At 67.6% G+C, this 15536-nt stretch carries 13 protein-coding genes; 6 read left to right on the forward strand and 7 right to left on the reverse strand.

Features of this window, described 5'->3' with window-relative positions:
• Positions 1 to 103 precede the first annotated feature (103 nt).
• From ACI766_RS07510 to ACI766_RS07520, 3 genes are read right to left on the reverse strand one after another with little or no spacing between them, the layout of a single operon-like run.
• Complete coding sequence (locus ACI766_RS07510) at positions 104 to 1300, reverse strand: osmoprotectant NAGGN system M42 family peptidase (RefSeq protein ID WP_003111432.1); 1197 nt, start codon at positions 1298 to 1300, stop codon at positions 104 to 106.
• A complete protein-coding gene (gene ngg, locus ACI766_RS07515) occupies positions 1297 to 3054 on the reverse strand; it encodes an N-acetylglutaminylglutamine synthetase (protein WP_003111433.1) in 1758 nt (585 codons plus the stop codon). The genes ACI766_RS07510 and ngg overlap by 4 nt, the downstream gene beginning before the upstream one ends.
• Before the next feature lie 40 nt (positions 3055 to 3094).
• Complete coding sequence (locus ACI766_RS07520) at positions 3095 to 4864, reverse strand: N-acetylglutaminylglutamine amidotransferase (protein ID WP_003106635.1); 1770 nt, start codon at positions 4862 to 4864, stop codon at positions 3095 to 3097.
• 142 nt (positions 4865 to 5006) lie between these two features.
• On the opposite strand from ACI766_RS07520, the gene ACI766_RS07525 reads away from it, so the two are divergent.
• Positions 5007 to 5480 carry a MarR family winged helix-turn-helix transcriptional regulator gene (locus ACI766_RS07525; protein WP_003091943.1) on the forward strand — a complete coding sequence of 158 codons (474 nt, stop codon included), beginning with the start codon at positions 5007 to 5009 and terminating at the stop codon, positions 5478 to 5480.
• Between the two features lie 210 nt (positions 5481 to 5690).
• Here the strand turns inward: ACI766_RS07525 and ACI766_RS07530 are convergent, their stop codons facing one another.
• Positions 5691 to 6443, reverse strand: coding sequence for a sulfite exporter TauE/SafE family protein (locus tag ACI766_RS07530; RefSeq protein ID WP_003117537.1), 753 nt, complete (start codon positions 6441 to 6443; stop codon positions 5691 to 5693).
• A 100-nt stretch (positions 6444 to 6543) separates the two neighbouring features.
• On the reverse strand, positions 6544 to 8508 hold the full coding sequence (gene mnmC / locus ACI766_RS07535) for a bifunctional tRNA (5-methylaminomethyl-2-thiouridine)(34)-methyltransferase MnmD/FAD-dependent 5-carboxymethylaminomethyl-2-thiouridine(34) oxidoreductase MnmC (RefSeq protein WP_023085996.1): 1965 nt from the start codon (positions 8506 to 8508) through the stop codon (positions 6544 to 6546).
• On the opposite strand from mnmC, the gene ACI766_RS07540 reads away from it, so the two are divergent.
• From ACI766_RS07540 to ACI766_RS07555, 4 genes are all read left to right on the forward strand, one after another.
• A complete protein-coding gene (locus ACI766_RS07540; protein WP_003091936.1) occupies positions 8507 to 8626 on the forward strand; it encodes a hypothetical protein in 120 nt (39 codons plus the stop codon). The two genes, mnmC and ACI766_RS07540, sit on opposite strands and share 2 nt — an antisense overlap.
• 25 nt (positions 8627 to 8651) lie before the next feature.
• Positions 8652 to 10142, forward strand: a complete 1491-nt coding sequence (gene pap, locus ACI766_RS07545; protein WP_003102298.1) for a polyphosphate:AMP phosphotransferase — start codon at positions 8652 to 8654, stop codon at positions 10140 to 10142.
• A 152-nt stretch (positions 10143 to 10294) separates the two neighbouring features.
• Positions 10295 to 11479 (forward strand): thiolase family protein, encoded by a 1185-nt coding sequence (locus ACI766_RS07550; RefSeq protein WP_003102299.1) that lies wholly within the window; start codon positions 10295 to 10297, stop codon positions 11477 to 11479.
• A gap of 128 nt (positions 11480 to 11607) precedes the next feature.
• Positions 11608 to 12273 (forward strand): YceH family protein, encoded by a 666-nt coding sequence (locus ACI766_RS07555; protein ID WP_003091932.1) that lies wholly within the window; start codon positions 11608 to 11610, stop codon positions 12271 to 12273.
• 223 nt (positions 12274 to 12496) lie between these two features.
• On the opposite strand, the gene ACI766_RS07560 is transcribed toward ACI766_RS07555, so the two are convergent.
• Positions 12497 to 14068 carry a malate:quinone oxidoreductase gene (locus ACI766_RS07560; protein WP_003102300.1) on the reverse strand — a complete coding sequence of 524 codons (1572 nt, stop codon included), beginning with the start codon at positions 14066 to 14068 and terminating at the stop codon, positions 12497 to 12499.
• Positions 14069 to 14270: 202 nt separating this feature from the next.
• Positions 14271 to 14480 (reverse strand): DUF6316 family protein, encoded by a 210-nt coding sequence (locus tag ACI766_RS07565; protein ID WP_003102301.1) that lies wholly within the window; start codon positions 14478 to 14480, stop codon positions 14271 to 14273.
• A gap of 205 nt (positions 14481 to 14685) precedes the next feature.
• Here ACI766_RS07565 and ACI766_RS07570 point away from each other — a divergent pair, with 205 nt between their 5' ends.
• Positions 14686 to 15324, forward strand: coding sequence for a peroxiredoxin (locus ACI766_RS07570; protein WP_003091927.1), 639 nt, complete (start codon positions 14686 to 14688; stop codon positions 15322 to 15324).
• Positions 15325 to 15536 lie beyond the last annotated feature (212 nt).

The following is a 15536-nucleotide window of genomic DNA, read 5'->3' on the forward strand; positions in this document are numbered from 1 at the left end:
TGCTACGGAGGAAACGAGACAGGCGAGGGAACCTGCCATCAGCCTAGCAGTTGGCTGGAGAGGAGGGCGGCCTCCCCGGGGGGGCGGGGAGGCCGGCGCGGGCTCAGCCCTTGTCGCTGTTGTTGCTGCTGTCGAGCACTTCGTCCACCGGCGGGACGTGGGTGCAGCTTTCCATGTGCACCGGATGCTCGAGCTGCTTGTTGAAGCGTTCCAGCGAGGTTTCCCGGGGCTTGGCGTCGCTGGCGAAGACCGGCGGGCTGAGGATGTAGGCGGTTAGCAGGCGGCTCAGCGCGGCGAGGCTGTCGATGTGCGTGCGCTCGTAGCCGTGGGTGGCGTCGCAGCCGAACGCCAGCAGCGCGGCGCGGGTGTCGTGGCCGGCGGCGATCGCCGACTGCGCGTCGCTGTGGTAGTAGCGGAACAGGTCGCGGCGCAGGGCGATGTCGTGGCGCTCGCCGAGCCGCAGCAGGTGCCGCGACAGATGGAAGTCGTAGGGCCCGCCGGAGTCCTGCATGGCCACGCTGACGCTGTGCTCGTTGGAATTCTGGCCTTCGGCCACCGGGGCGATGTCGATGCCGACGAACTCGCTGACGTCCCAGGGCAGGGCGCCGGCGGCGCCGGAGCCGACTTCCTCGGTGATGGTGAACAGCGGGTGGCAGTCGATCGGCGGCTCCTGGCCGCTTTCCTTGACCGCCTTCAGCGCCGCCAGCAGCGCCGCGACCCCGGCCTTGTCGTCCAGGTGGCGGGCGCTGATATGGCCGCTCTCGGTGAACTCCGGCAGCGGATCGAAGGCCACGTAGTCACCCACCGAGATGCCCAGGCTCTCGCTGTCGGCGCGACTGGCGGTATAGGCGTCGAGACGCAGCTCGATGTTGTCCCAACTGATCTTCAGGTTGTCCACCTCGGTATTGAAGGCGTGGCCCGAAGCCAGCAGCGGCAGCACGCTGCCACGGAACACGCCCTGTTCGGTGAACACCGTGACCCGGCTACCCTCGGCGAAGCGGCTCGACCAGCAGCCTACCGGGGCCAGGCCGAGGCGGCCGTTGGGCTTGATCTCGCGGACCAGCGCGCCGATCGTGTCGAGGTGCGCGGAAACCGCCCGGTCGGGGGTATTCAGGCGGCCCTGGAGGGTCGCCCGGATGGTTCCCCGGCGAGTCATCTCGAAGGGCACGCCAAGTTCGTCGAGCTGCTCGGCGACATAGCGCACGATGGTATCGGTGAAGCCGGTGGGGCTGGGGATGGCGAGCATCTCCAGCAGCACCCGTTGCAGGTAGTTGAGGTCCGGTTGTGGCAGAGGGGTCATGAAGGCACCTCGCGGCTGAGGGGGAAGAGAAGATCGACGAAGCGTTCGGCGGTCGGCTGCGGCTCGTGGTTGGCCAGGCCGGCGCGCTCGTTGGCTTCGATGATCACGTAGTCGGGCTGGTCGGCGGCCTCGACCAGGAAGTCCAGGCCCACCACCGGTATTTCCAGGGCCCGCGCGGCCTGGATCGCGGCCTCGCGGAGGGCCGGATGGAGGGCGTCGGTGACGTCCTCGAGGATGCCGCCGGTGTGCAGGTTGGCGGTGCGCCGCACGGCCAGGTGTTCGCCGCTGGGCAACACGTCGTCGTAGCCATAGCCGGCGGCCCGCAGGGTGCGCTCGGTCTCGTGGTCGAGCGGGATGCGGCTTTCCCCGCCGGTGGCGGCCTGGCGCCGGCGGCTCTGCGCCTCGATCAGCTCGCGGATGCTGTGCCGGCCGTCGCCGATCACCGCGGCGGGACGACGGATGGCGGCGGCCACCACCTCGTAGCCAATCACCAGCACGCGCAGGTCGTGGCCGGCGTGGTAGCTCTCCAGCAGCACGCGCGAATCGAAATGGCGGGCGGCCTCGATGGCCTCCTCGACCTCTTCCGCGGTGCGCAGGTCCACCGCCACGCCCTGGCCCTGCTCGCCGTCCACCGGCTTGACCACCAGCGAACCGTGCTCGGCGAGGAACGCGGCGTTTTCCTCCGCGCTGCCGGCCAGGCGCTGCTGTGGCTGGCGCAGGCCGGCGTGCTGCAGGGCGCGGTGGGTGAGGACCTTGTCCTGGCAGAGGGTCATGCTTACCGCCGTGGTCAGGTCGGAGAGCGATTCACGGCAGCGGATCTGCCGGCCGCCCTGGGTCAGGGTGAACAGGCCGCCCTCGGCGTCGTCGACGCGCACCTCGATGCCGCGCCGGTGGGCTTCGTCGACGATGATCCGGGCGTAGGGGTTGAGGTCTTCCTCCGGGCCGGGGCCGAGGAACAGCGACTGGTTGATGCCGTTCTTGCGCTTGATGGTGAAGGTCGCCAGTTCGCGGAAGCCGAGCTTGCGGTAGAGCGCCTTGGCCTGCTGGTTGTTGTGCAGCACCGAGAGGTCGAGGTAAGCCAGTTCGCGGCTCATGAAGTGCTCGACCAGGTGCCGTACCAGCGCCTCGCCGACGCCCGGCCGGCTGCATTGCGGGTCCACCGCCAGGCACCAGAGGCTGGAGCCGCCCTCCGGATCCTGGAACGCCTTGGCGTGGTTGAGGCCCATCACCGTGCCTACCGCGACGCCAGTGTCGGCGTCCTCGGCCAGCCAGTAGATCGGCCCGCCCTGGTGTCGCGGGCTGAGGCGCTCGGTCTGCACCGGAAGCATGCCGCGCGCCAGGTACAGGCGGTTGATCGCCGCCCAGTCCTCCTCGGTATGCACCCGGCGGATGCGGAAACCGCGTGGCGGACGGCGCGCCGGGCGGTAGTCGGTGAACCACAGGCGCAGGGTATCCGAGGGATCGAGGAAGAGCTGCTGCGGGGCGTGGGCCAGGACCTGCTGCGGCGCCGCCACGTAGAGCGCGATGTCGCGTTCGCCGGGGGCTTCCTGCAACAGGTCGCGGGCCAGTTCCTCGGCGTCCGGGTAGGTCTGCCCGATCAGCAGGCGGCCCCAGCCGCAGTGGATGCTCAGCGGTTTCTCGGTGGGCTCGCTGTGATCTTCGGCGAGACGCGCCTGGAGGCGTTCGTAGGTGGGCGCCTGGATACGTTGCAGGCGCTGGTTGTGCGGGTGAGGCAGATGCAAGTGGCCTTTCATGATCGCTCCTGGTTCGGGCCCCTGCGTTGGGGGCCCATTTTCAAAGTCCCTGTTCGCTGAGCCAGAGGTTGAGGGCGGCCAGCTGCCACAGCTTGGAGCCGCGCAGCGGTGTGAGGTCGCCGTCCGGATCGCTCAGCAGGCGATCGAATATCGCCGGCTGGAACAGGCCGCGGTCCTGGCTCGGGTCCAGCAGCAGTTCGCGTACCCATTCGCGGGTGCGGCCCTGCAAGTGCTTGAGGCCGGGCACCGGGAAGTAGCCCTTGGGCCGGTCGATGACTTCGCTGGGAATCACCTTGCGCGCGGCACCCTTGAGCACCTGCTTGCCGCCGTCGCCGAGCTTGAAGCGGGCGGGAATGCGCGCCGACAGCTCGGCCAGGCGGTAGTCGAGGAACGGCACGCGGGCTTCCAGGCCCCAGGCCATGGTCATGTTGTCGACCCGCTTGACCGGGTCGTCGACCAGCATGATCGTGCTATCCAGGCGCAGCGCCTTGTCCACCGCGGCCTCGGCGCCGGGGCTGGCGAAGTGGTCGCGGACGAAGCGCCCGGCGACGTCCTCGACGCGGAAGCGCTCGCCGACGGTGGCCAGGTATTCCTCGTGGTCGCGGTCGAAGAACGCCGCGCGGTACGCGGCGAAGGCGTCGTCGGCGCCATCCACCTTCGGATACCAGTGGTAGCCGGCGAACAGCTCGTCGGCGCCCTGGCCGCTCTGCACCACCTTGCAGTGCTTCGAGACTTCCCGCGCGAGCAGGTAGAAGGCGATGCAGTCGTGGCTGACCATCGGCTCGCTCATGGCGCGGAAGGCCGCCGGCAACTGCTCGATCACTTCGTGCTCGCCGATGCGCAGGCGATGGTGGCGGGTGTGATAGCGCTCGGCGATCAGGTCGGAATACTGGAACTCGTCGCCGCGCTCGCCGCCGGCATCCTCGAAGCCGATGGAGAAGGTCAGCAGGTTGTCCACCCCGGCTTCGTGCAGCAGGCCCACCAGCAGGCTCGAATCGACCCCGCCGGAGAGCAGCACGCCGACCTCGCGGGCGGCGCGCTGGCGGATCGCCACCGCTTCGCGGAGGCCGTCGAGGACGCGCTCCTGCCAGTCGTCGAGCGTCAGCTCGCGCTCGTCCGGGCGTGGGCCGTAGTCCAGCGTCCACCAGGTGCGCTGCTCGCAGCTGCCGTCGAGGTCGACGCTCATCCAGGTCGCCGGCGGCAGCTTCTTCACGCCCTCCAGCAAGGTGTGCGGGGCGGGAACCACGGCGTGGAAGTTGAGGTAGAAATTCAGCGCCTGCGGATCGAGGTCGCTGGCGATGTCGCCGCCCTTGAGCAGGGCCGGCAGGCTCGAGGCGAAGCGTAGGCGCGAGCGGTCGAGGCTGTAGTAGAGCGGCTTGATGCCGAGTCGGTCACGGGCCAGGAACAGCCGCTGGCGATCGCGCTCCCAGACGGCGAAGGCGAACATCCCATTGAGCCGGGGCAATAAATCGGCGCCCCAGGCATGGTACCCCTTCAAGAGAACTTCGGTGTCGCCGCCGGAGAAGAACCGATAGCCAAGGCTTTCCAGTTCGCCACGCAGTTCGGGGTAGTTGTAGATGGCGCCATTGAACACCATGGCCAGGCCGAGATCGGGATCGATCATCGGTTGGCCGGAAGCTTCCGCCAGGTCCATGATCTTCAGCCGTCGATGTCCGAGGGCGATCGGACCCTGGGCGTGGAAGCCCCAGGCGTCGGGGCCGCGAGGGGCCAGGTGGTGGGTGATGCGTTCGACCGCTGCGAGGTCGGCTGCCTGGTTGTCGAAACGAAACTCTCCTGATATGCCGCACATATTCCTTACCGGTTCTCCGTTGGGGAAGTGGGTTGCGTACCCCTTCCGGGTACATGACTTACCTAACAGAGGACCGTTACAGTTGGAAGGAGTTCTATACGAATTTTCCGGGCCTATCAGGACCCTTAACGAAGAATTTATTATGGTTGAAAGTAATAAGACCGCTGCCGATACCTATTCGCTCGCTATTTTCCGCGCCATCCGCCGTCTCCAGCAGGCCGCCGAAATCCACTCCAAGCGTCTCAGCCGATACGGTGGCCTGACCCCGCTGCAATTGCTGATCCTGCATGTCCTGGCGGTGGAGGGAGAACTGACCGCGACGCAACTGGCCAAGCTGGTCAGCCTGTCCCAGGCATCGCTCTCCGGCGTGCTCGACCGCCTCGAAGGACGCGGCCTGCTCTATCGTCGGCGCGACGAACAGGACCGGCGCAAGTCCTGGCTGCACCTCGACCCGGCCGGCCACGAAGCCCTGGCGGAGGCGCCGCCGCTATTGCCGGAGTACGTGATCGAGCGCTTCGCCGCGTTGCCCGAGTGGGAGCGCCACGGCCTGCTGGCCGCGCTGCTGCGCGCGGCCGACCTGTTCGGCTTGCCGGAAGAGGACGTCGAAGAAGAGTGAGGGCGCCAGGTTCGCTACGAAAGACAGTCGCGTCGGCGGTCTTTACCTGGCGAACCTGCCGATGCCTGGTGGACAAGCGCGTTGTACGCCATGGCGTGACCTATGCGTAGGGCGGATAACGCCGTCGGCGTTATCCGCCAGACGACATGGCATGACCGTCGAGCAGGGCGCATAACGCCGCTTCCCCGGTGCCCCGGCCGCCGAGGAAAGCTACCCGCCGTAGAGCTTCTGCGCCGCCAGGGAGAAGCTCACCGCCACCAGCATCAGCGCGAACAGGCGTTGCAGGGTCGGGCCGCCGAGGCGCTGCGCCAGCAGGTTGCCGCCGAGCACGCCGACCGCGCCGCCGGCGGCGAGGCCGCCGAGCAGCGGCAGCGGCGGGTGGGCGCCGGTCAGGTAGATCAGGAAGCCGCCGCCGGAGACCAGCGCGATCACCGCCATCGAGGTGGCGGTGGCGGCCATCATCGACAGCGGGGTGAACCAGAGTAGCCCCGGCACCACCAGGAAGCCGCCGCCCACGCCCATCAATCCCGACAGCAAGCCGACCGCCAGGCCGATGCCGAGCAGCGGCAGGCTCCGTGCCTGGTCGCTGGCCTCGCGTTTCATCCCGGCGCCGCGCCACATGCGCCAGGCCGACCAGAGCACCAGCAGGCAGAAGGCGACGATCAGCACGCCTTCCGGGACGAAGCGGCCGAGCCATTGGCCGACGGCGTTGCTCGGCAGGCCGGCCAGCGCCAGGACCAGCACCGGCCGCCAGGCCACCTGGCCCTGGCGCGCGCGCGGAATGGCGCCAATCAGCGCCGACAGGGCGACCGCGCCGAGGCTCACGCCGATGGCGTCGCGCAGCGGCAGGTGCAGGCTGAGCAGCAGGGGCAGGGCGACCAGCGAGCCGCCGGCGCCGGTGAGGCCGAGCAGCAGGCCGAGAACGGCGCCGATGCCCAGGGATTCGAAGAGCAGTACATCCATCGTCGATCAACTATTTCCGCGGGTGAGCCAGCCGGTGGTCCGGTATGGCCTGCGCGTGCGGCAGGCCCGAAGGGTAGCGCAAATCGGTGCGCCCGGGGCTTCAGCCGCGCTGCCCGCGCACCAGGTCGCGCAGCAGGAAGCGGTTCGGGTGGCAGGCCTCGGCCACCGCGCGCGGCAGCGGCAGCGGCTCGCCGCAGATCCACGCCGCCAGCAGTTCGCCGGACAGCGGCGCGCTGATCAGCCCGCGCGAGCCGTGGCCGCTGTTCAGGTACAGGCCTGGCAGCCAGGGGCAGGCACGCTCCGGCACCTGGCGGGCGTCGCGGGCGAGCACCGCGTAGACCTCGTCGAAGGCCGCGCGCTCGGCCAGCGGGCCTACCAGGGGCAGGTAGTCGGGGCTGGTGCAGCGGAATGCCGCGCGGCCTTCCAGGCGCTCCAGCGGCAGGTCGTCGGCGCCCAGGCGCTGCAACAGGTCGGGGGATATTTCCCGCAGCAGTTCGAGGTTGCCCTGGTGTTCGGCGAGGGTCGGCGCCAGGTCTTCGCTCTTGAAGTCGAAGCTGGCGCCGAGGGTGTGTTCGTCGCCACGCGGCGGTGCGACGTAGCCCTCGGCGCAGACCACGGTGCGCAGCGCCCGGCTTTGCGGGGTGGCCGGCAGGCGGGTGACCTGCCCGCGAATGCGCTTCAGCGGCAGCTCGGCGGCGGGCGGGAAGTCGCGGATGTCGGCGGCGGTGGCGAGGATCGCGAGTGGCGCGCGGGCCAGGCATTCGTCGCCGGCGTAGGCGCACCAGTCGTCGCCCTCGCGGCGCAAGCGTACTGCCCGGCCGCTCAGCAGGGTGATCCCGGGGGTGGCGGCCAGGGCCTGGCACAGCGCGGGCGGATGGACCCAGCCGGCTTCGGGATAGAACAGGCCGCCGGCGGGCAGGGCGACGCCGGCGAGGCGCTCGGCCTGCTCGCGCTCCAGGCCGTGCAGCAGGTCGGCGGGGAAGGCTGCGGCCAGTTGCGCCTGGCGTTGCGCTTCCTTGGCGTCGAAGGCCAGTTGCAGTACGCCGCAGGCGTCCCAGTCGTGGCCGCGCCGCAGGCGTTCGAGCAGCCGGCGGGTATGGCCGAAGCCGCTGAGCACCAGGCGCGACAGCGGCGTGCCGTGGGCCGAGAGTTTCAGGTAGAGCACGCCCTGGGGGTTGCCCGAGGCTTCCCGGGCGAGGCCGGGATGGCGTTCGATCAGGGTCACCTGCCAGCCGCGCGCGGCGAGGCTGGCGGCGCTGGCGCAGCCGGCCAGGCCGCCGCCGACCACCAGTGCCGCGCGGCGCCCGGCGTGGGGCGCGGGGCGTGCGTACCAGGGCTTGCCGGCGTTCGCCGGCGGCCCCTGGTAGGTGCCGCTGAGCATCTCGCGCTTCTGTCCGTAGCCCGGTACCCGTTGCATGGCGAAACCGGCCTCGATCAGCCCTCGGCGAACGAAACCGGCGCTGGTGAAGGTGCCCAGGGTCGCCTGCGGCGCCGACAGTCGCGCCAGTTCGGCGAACAGTACGGGCGACCACATGTCCGGGTTCTTCGCCGGGGCGAAGCCATCGAGGAACCAGGCGTCGACCCGCGCGTCGAGCTGCGGCAGGCACTCCAGGGCATCGCCCAGCAGCAGGGTCAGGCCGACCCTTCCGCCCGCGAACGCCAGGCGCTGGAAGCCCGGGTGCACGGCAAGGTACTGGCCCAGCAGGGCCTCGCTCCAGGGCGCCAGTTCCGGCCATAGCGCCAGGGCGCGGCGCAGGTCGGCGGCGGCGAGGGGGAATTTCTCCACGCTGACGAACTCCAGGCGCGCGCCGGCCGGCGCGACCCGCTCGAACAGCTGCCAGGCGCAGAGGAAGTTCAGTCCGGTGCCGAAGCCGGTCTCGCCGATACACAGCACCTCGCCGTCGCCCAGCGCGGCGAAGCGCTCGGCCAGGCGGTTGGTGGCGAGGAACACATGGCGCGTCTCGTTGAGCCCGGAATGCCGGGAAAAATATACGTCGCCGAAGGCGCGGGATAGCGGCTGGCCGTTTTCGTCCCAGTCGAGCTGGGCATGCTGGAAGTCGGACATGGCAGAACCTGAAAAAGCGGATGGCGCATTTTACGGGGCTTTGCCGGCCAGCGGCGAGGCGCTGCGCGAACATGCCGCGGCGCCGCGCAGACAGCCGCACGCCGATCCGCTACCTTGAAGGACTCAGGTTAAGGGAGACCTCCATGTTCGAATCCGCGGAAGTTGGCCACAGCATCGACAAGGACACCTACGAGAAGGCCGTCATCGAGTTGCGCGAAGCGCTGCTCGAGGCGCAGTTCGAGCTCAAGCAGCAGGCGCGCTTCCCGGTGATCATCCTGATCAACGGCATCGAGGGCGCCGGCAAGGGGGAGACGGTCAAGCTCCTCAACGAGTGGATGGACCCGCGCCTGATCGAAGTGCAGAGCTTCCTCCGTCCCTCCGACGAGGAACTGGAGCGGCCGCCGCAGTGGCGCTTCTGGCGGCGCCTGCCGCCCAAGGGGCGGACCGGTATCTTCTTCGGCAACTGGTACAGCCAGATGCTCTACGCGCGGGTCGAGGGGCATATCAAGGAGGCCAAGCTGGATCAGGCCATCGATGCCGCCGAACGCTTCGAGCGCATGCTCTGCGACGAAGGCGCGCTGCTCTTCAAGTTCTGGTTCCACCTCTCCAAGAAACAGCTCAAGGAACGCCTCAAGGCGCTGGAAAAGGACCCGCAGCACAGCTGGAAGCTCAGTCCGCTGGACTGGAAGCAGAGCGAGGTCTACGACCGCTTCGTGCATTACGGCGAGCGCGTGCTGCGCCGCACCAGCCGGGACTACGCGCCCTGGTACGTGGTGGAAGGCGTGGACGAGCGCTACCGCGCCCTGACCGTCGGTCGCATCCTCCTCGAAGGGTTGCAGGCCGCGCTGGCCACCAAGGAGCGCGCCAAGCGCCAGCCGCACGCCGCGCCGCTGGTGTCGAGCCTGGACAACCGCGGCCTGCTGGACTCCCTGGACCTGGGCCAGTACCTGGACAAGGACGCCTACAAGGAGCAGCTCGCCGCCGAGCAGGCCCGCCTGGCCGGGCTGATCCGCGACAAGCGCTTCCGCCAGCATTCGCTGGTCGCGGTGTTCGAGGGCAACGACGCGGCCGGCAAGGGCGGCGCCATCCGCCGTGTCACCGACGCGCTGGACCCGCGCCAGTACCATATCGTGCCGATCGCCGCGCCGACCGAAGAGGAGCGTGCGCAGCCCTATCTCTGGCGCTTCTGGCGGCACATTCCGGCGCGTCGCCAGTTCACCATCTTCGACCGTTCCTGGTACGGCCGCGTGCTGGTGGAGCGCATCGAGGGCTTCTGCGCACCGGCCGACTGGCTACGCGCCTATGGCGAGATCAATGACTTCGAGGAGCAGCTCAGCGAGTACGGGATCATCGTGGTGAAGTTCTGGCTGGCGATCGACAAGCAGACCCAGATGGAGCGCTTCAAGGAACGCGAGAAAACCCCCTACAAGCGCTACAAGATCACCGAGGAAGACTGGCGCAACCGCGACAAGTGGGACCAGTACGTGGACGCGGTGGGCGATATGGTCGACCGTACCAGCACCGAGATCGCGCCCTGGACCCTGGTCGAAGCCAACGACAAGCGCTTCGCCCGGGTCAAGGTGCTGCGCACCATCAACGACGCCATCGAAGCGGCGTACAAGAAGGACAAGTGAGGCCCGCCGGAATGCGGCGCCGTCCTCTCCAGGGGATGGCGACGCATACGCCGGATGAATGATCGGTGCCTCGCGCGATTGCCTCGCCTTATCCTCGCTCGATCCGGCCGCTGCCCCGGCGGCCGACCGACAATAACAGCGAGGGTACCCCCATGCGTGAAGTGGTGATCGTCGACAGCGTCCGGACCGGCCTGGCCAAGTCCTTCCGCGGCAAGTTCAACCTGACCCGGCCGGACGACATGGCCGCCCACTGCGTCGACGCGCTGCTGGCGCGCAACGACCTCGACCCGCTGCTGGTGGATGACTGCATCGTTGGCGCCGGCTCCAACGAAGGCGCCCAGGGCCACAACATCGGGCGCAACGTGGCGGTGCTCTCCGGCCTCGGCATCCAGGTGCCGGGGATGACCCTCAACCGCTACTGTTCCTCCGGCCTGCAGGCGATCGCCATCGCCGCCAACCAGATCGCTTCCGGTTGCAGCGAGGTGATCGTCGCCGGCGGCGTCGAGTCGATCACCCTGACCCTGAAGAGCGTCAACACCGACCACCTGGTGAACCCGCTGCTGCAAAGGGAGGTGCCGGGCATCTACTACCCCATGGGGCAGACCGCCGAGATCGTCGCCCGTCGCTACGGCATCACCCGCGAGGCCCAGGACGCCTACGCCCTGCAGAGCCAGCAGCGGATGGCGCGAGCCCAGGCGGACGGGCTGTTCGCCGACGAGATCGTGCCGATGACCACCCGCTACGCGGTGGAGGACAAGGCCAGCGGCGAGAAGCAGGTGCTCGACGGAGTGGTCGACCGCGACGACTGCAACCGCCCGGACACCACCCTCGAAGGCCTGGCCTCGCTGAAGCCGGCGTTCGCCGAGGACGGTTCGGTCACCGCCGGCAACGCCTCGCAACTCTCCGACGGCGCCTCGATGACCCTGCTGATGAGCCTGGAGAAAGCGCTGGCGCTGGGCCTGGAGCCGAAGGCCTTCTTCCGTGGCTTCACCGTGGCCGGCTGCGAGCCGGACGAAATGGGCATCGGTCCGGTGTTCTCGGTGCCGAAGCTGCTCAAGGCGAAGGGGCTGAAGATCGCCGACGTCGATCTCTGGGAACTCAACGAAGCCTTCGCCTCGCAGTGCCTGTACTGCCGCGACCGGCTGGAGATCGACAACGAGAAGTACAACGTCAATGGCGGCTCCATCGCCATCGGCCACCCGTTCGGCATGACCGGCTCGCGCCAGGTCGGTCATCTGGTCCGCGAACTGCGCCGGCGCAACCTGCGCTACGGCGTGGTGACCATGTGCGTCGGCGGCGGCATGGGCGCCAGCGGGCTGTTCGAAGCCGTACGCTGAGCCCGTGCGCGACGGCGGGCCCCGCAGGTCGGGGCTCGCCTCATGGGTTTTATTTACATGACGCTCCGTGCCATCCCCGGCGACTCGCGCTAGGCTAGGCGCCTTTTTCCTTGCATAGGGATGTAGCGATGTCCACCGAGCCCAACTCGCCGTTCGTCGACGACCCGCTGAGCGCCGTCGATGCACGGATTCTCGGCAGCCTCGTCGAGAAGCAGGCGACCACCCCGGAAACCTATCCGCTGACCCTCAATGCCCTGGTCCTCGCCTGCAACCAGAAGACCAGCCGCGATCCGGTGATGAACCTCACGCCCGGCCAGGTCGGCCAGAGCCTGCGCCAGCTCGAGGGGCGCGGCCTGGTCAGGCTGGTGATGGGCAGCCGCGCCGACCGCTGGGAGCACACCTTGGGCAAGGGCCTGGAATTGGTGGCGCCACAGGTGGCGCTGCTCGGCCTGCTGTTCCTGCGTGGTCCGCAGACCCTCAACGAACTGCTCACCCGCAGCAACCGCCTGCACGATTTCGACGACGTCGAGCAGATCCGCCACCACCTGGAACGCCTCGCCGGCCGTGGCCTGGCCGTGCACCTGGAGCGTCGCGCCGGGCAGCGCGAGGAGCGCTACATGCACCTGCTCGGCAGCCAGGCCGACCTCGAGGCCGCCGTGGAGGCGATGGGCAGCGACCCGGAACGCGCCGCGCCGGCCGCTCTGTCGGCCGATGCGGAAGCGCGGATCGCCGAGCTGGAGACGCGCCTGGCGGCGCTGGAGGAGCGCCTGGCCAGGCTCGAAGGAGGGGCGTGATATCGCGGGAGGGCGCAATCGGTGACATGCAGGTTCCGGCGGATAACCGCGAGCGGTTGTTCGCCCTACGGCCCGCAGTGACTTTGTGGGCGGCGCTGCCTGTCGGGTAGGGCGGATAACGCCAGCGGCGTTATCCGCCGATGCGCCGCCCCGCAAGGCGAACGCCAACCCAAAAAAGCCCGGCTATTGCCGGGCTTTTTCATGCGCGCGCGTCGGTGGCCGATCAGGCTTCCGGCTGTACCGGCACGTGGATCAGTTGCAGGCGCTCGCTGCTCCAGGCACGGGTGCTGTTGGTCAGCTCGATGTCGTTGTTCAGCTTGCGCCCGTAAGACGGCACGATTTCCTTCAGGCGTGCCTGCCACTCGGGAGTAGCGACCTTGTCCTTGAAGGCCTTCTCCAGCACCGACAGCATGATCGGCGCGGCGGTCGAGGCGCCCGGCGAGGCGCCGAGCAGGGCGGCGACGGAGCCGTCCGCTGCGGTCACCACTTCGGTGCCGAATTGCAGTACGCCGCCTTTCTCGGCGTCCTTCTTGATGATCTGCACGCGCTGGCCGGCCTGCACCAGCTTCCAGTCCTCGTCGCGGGCTTCCGGGAAGTACTCGCGCAGCGAGGCCATGCGGTCGTCCTGGCTGAGCATCAACTGGCCGATCAGGTACTGGCTGAGATCGAAGTTGTCGATGCCGGCGTTGAACATCGGGCCGATGTTGCCGCTGGTCACCGAGCCCGGCAGGTCCCACAGCGAGCCGTTCTTCAGGAACTTGGTGGAGAAGGTGGCGAACGGACCGAACAGCAGAACCGGCTTGCCGTCGATCATGCGGGTGTCGAGGTGCGGCACCGACATCGGCGGCGAACCCACCGAAGCCTTGCCGTAGACCTTGGCCAGGTGGCGCTTGACCACGTCCGGGTTGGTGGTGGCGAGGAACGAACCGCCCACCGGGAAGCCGGCGTAGCCTTCGGCCTCGGGGATGCCGGACATCTGCAGCAGCTTCAGCGCGCCGCCGCCGGCGCCGATGAAGACGAACCTGGCCTTGACGCTGGTTTCCTTGTCGCCATTGGCCAGGTCGGCCATGGTCACGGTCCAGGTGTTGTCGTCGTTGCGCTTGAGGTCGCGGACCTCATGTTGCAGGCGCAGCTTGAAGGTGTCCTTGGCCGACAGCGAGCCCACCAGTTGGCGAGTGATCTCGCCGAAGTTGACGTCGGTGCCGATCGACATGCGCGTGGCGGCGATCTTCTGCCCCGGCTCGCGGCCTTCCATCACCAGCGGCACCCACTGCTTGATCTGCTCGGGGTCTTCCGAGTACTCCATGCCGCGGAACAGCGAGCTGTGCTGCAGGGCGGCGTGGCGCTTCTTGAGGAAGGCGACGTTGTCGTCGCCCCAGACGAAGCTCATGTGCGGGACGTTGTTGATGAACGACTTCGGATCGTTCAGCACCTTGCGGTCGACCTGGTAGGCCCAGAACTGCTTGGAGATCTCGAAGTTCTCGTTGATCGCCACCGCCTTGCTGATATCCATCGAGCCGTCCGCGGCCTCGCTGGTGTAGTTCAGTTCGCAGAACGCCGAGTGACCGGTGCCCGCGTTGTTCCAGCCGTTGGAGCTTTCTTCGGCGACCTTGTCCAGGCGCTCGACCATCTCGATGGTCCAGCCTGGTTCCAGTTCGTTCAGATAGGTACCCAGGGTGGCGCTCATGATGCCGCCACCGATCAGGAGCACGTCGACCGGTTTTTCCGATTCGACGCTGTTTTTGGAGCAACCCAGCACGCTGACGCACAAAAGCATCAATAAGATTTTTTTCATGGATTTACCGCTAGAAAACGTGGAGAAGCGTGGATACGCACGACATGGCAGGTATTCACCGGGTGAATGATACTGGAACTCACCCCCGATGTGAGTGCGTTCACATGCGGTGACATTTGCCTCGGCGTTCCGCCGAGAATACCTGCCTTCCCTTTCTTGAACGTTTCAGCCGCCGGGAAATAAATTCAGCGCCTGTATCGTTTCAGCGGGAACCCGGCGCGTGGATTTCCGCCGATTGGCGCATCCTGCGGATATACGCGTCGATTTCCCGCTCCGCGTCGAAACGGGTGAAATAGGGACCTTCCAGGGTCCCTTCGCGGGTGGAGAAGAAGTACTGCCCATTCACCGAACTTATGCGATCGCTGCGAAAGCGGGTGGCCGGGGTGGGATCGGTGGAACGTTTCCCCAACATGACGGCGACTCCTGGATAGCGGGCCAAGGTGTTTTCAGTGTAGGCGGGGGTTGGCCGGGCGGCAGGCCGGCGGACGAAAGGAGACGGATTTCCAGGCGAAGGGTTGGGTATTCTATTTTTTGTTATAAGAAAATCTGAATTTATTCTTTTTAACGTCAGCCGGCCTTGGGCATAGTGGGCTCCAACACGAACAAGGAGTGACCCCATGAGCCTCAGACTCGGCGACATCGCCCCCGATTTCGAACAGGATTCCAGCGAAGGGCGCATCCGCCTCCACGAATGGCTGGGCGACAGCTGGGGCGTGCTGTTCTCCCACCCGGCCGACTTCACCCCGGTGTGCACCACCGAGCTGGGCTTCACCGCCAAGCTCAAGGACCAGTTCGCCCAGCGCGGGGTCAAGGTCCTGGCGCTGTCGGTGGACCCGGTGGACTCGCACCTGAAGTGGATCGACGATATCAACGAGACCCAGGACACCCGGGTCAATTTCCCGATCATCGCCGACGCCGACCGCAAGGTTTCCGAACTCTACGACCTGATCCACCCGAACGCCAACGACACGCTGACCGTGCGTTCGCTGTTCATCATCGACCCGAACAAGAAGGTGCGCCTGATCATCACCTACCCGGCGAGCACCGGGCGCAATTTCAACGAGATCCTCCGGGTGATCGATTCGCTGCAACTGACCGACGAGCACAAGGTCGCCACGCCGGCCAACTGGGAGGACGGCGACGAGGTGGTAATCGTGCCTTCGCTGAAGGACGAGGAAGAGATCAAGCGGCGTTTCCCCAAAGGCTACCGCGCGGTGAAGCCCTACCTGCGCCTGACGCCCCAGCCCAACCGCTGAGGCCGGATTCGTCCCGCCTGCATGGGCAGGCACGGCAGGCGGGACCTTTTATTCGACGGTGCGTGCCGTCATGCAACGCTGTTTAGCCACGAGCAGGGTTTTTGGCCGGTTTCGACCGGCCCTCTTTTTTATGTGCGCCAGCGCGTCGCCGCGACGCTTTTTATCCGCCATCCATTTCCGAAACCGGCTCTGACTTGCCCGCCAGACGGGGA

The sequence above is a fragment of the Pseudomonas sp. DL genome (assembly GCF_047199225.1).
Lineage (GTDB): Bacteria > Pseudomonadota > Gammaproteobacteria > Pseudomonadales > Pseudomonadaceae > Pseudomonas > Pseudomonas aeruginosa.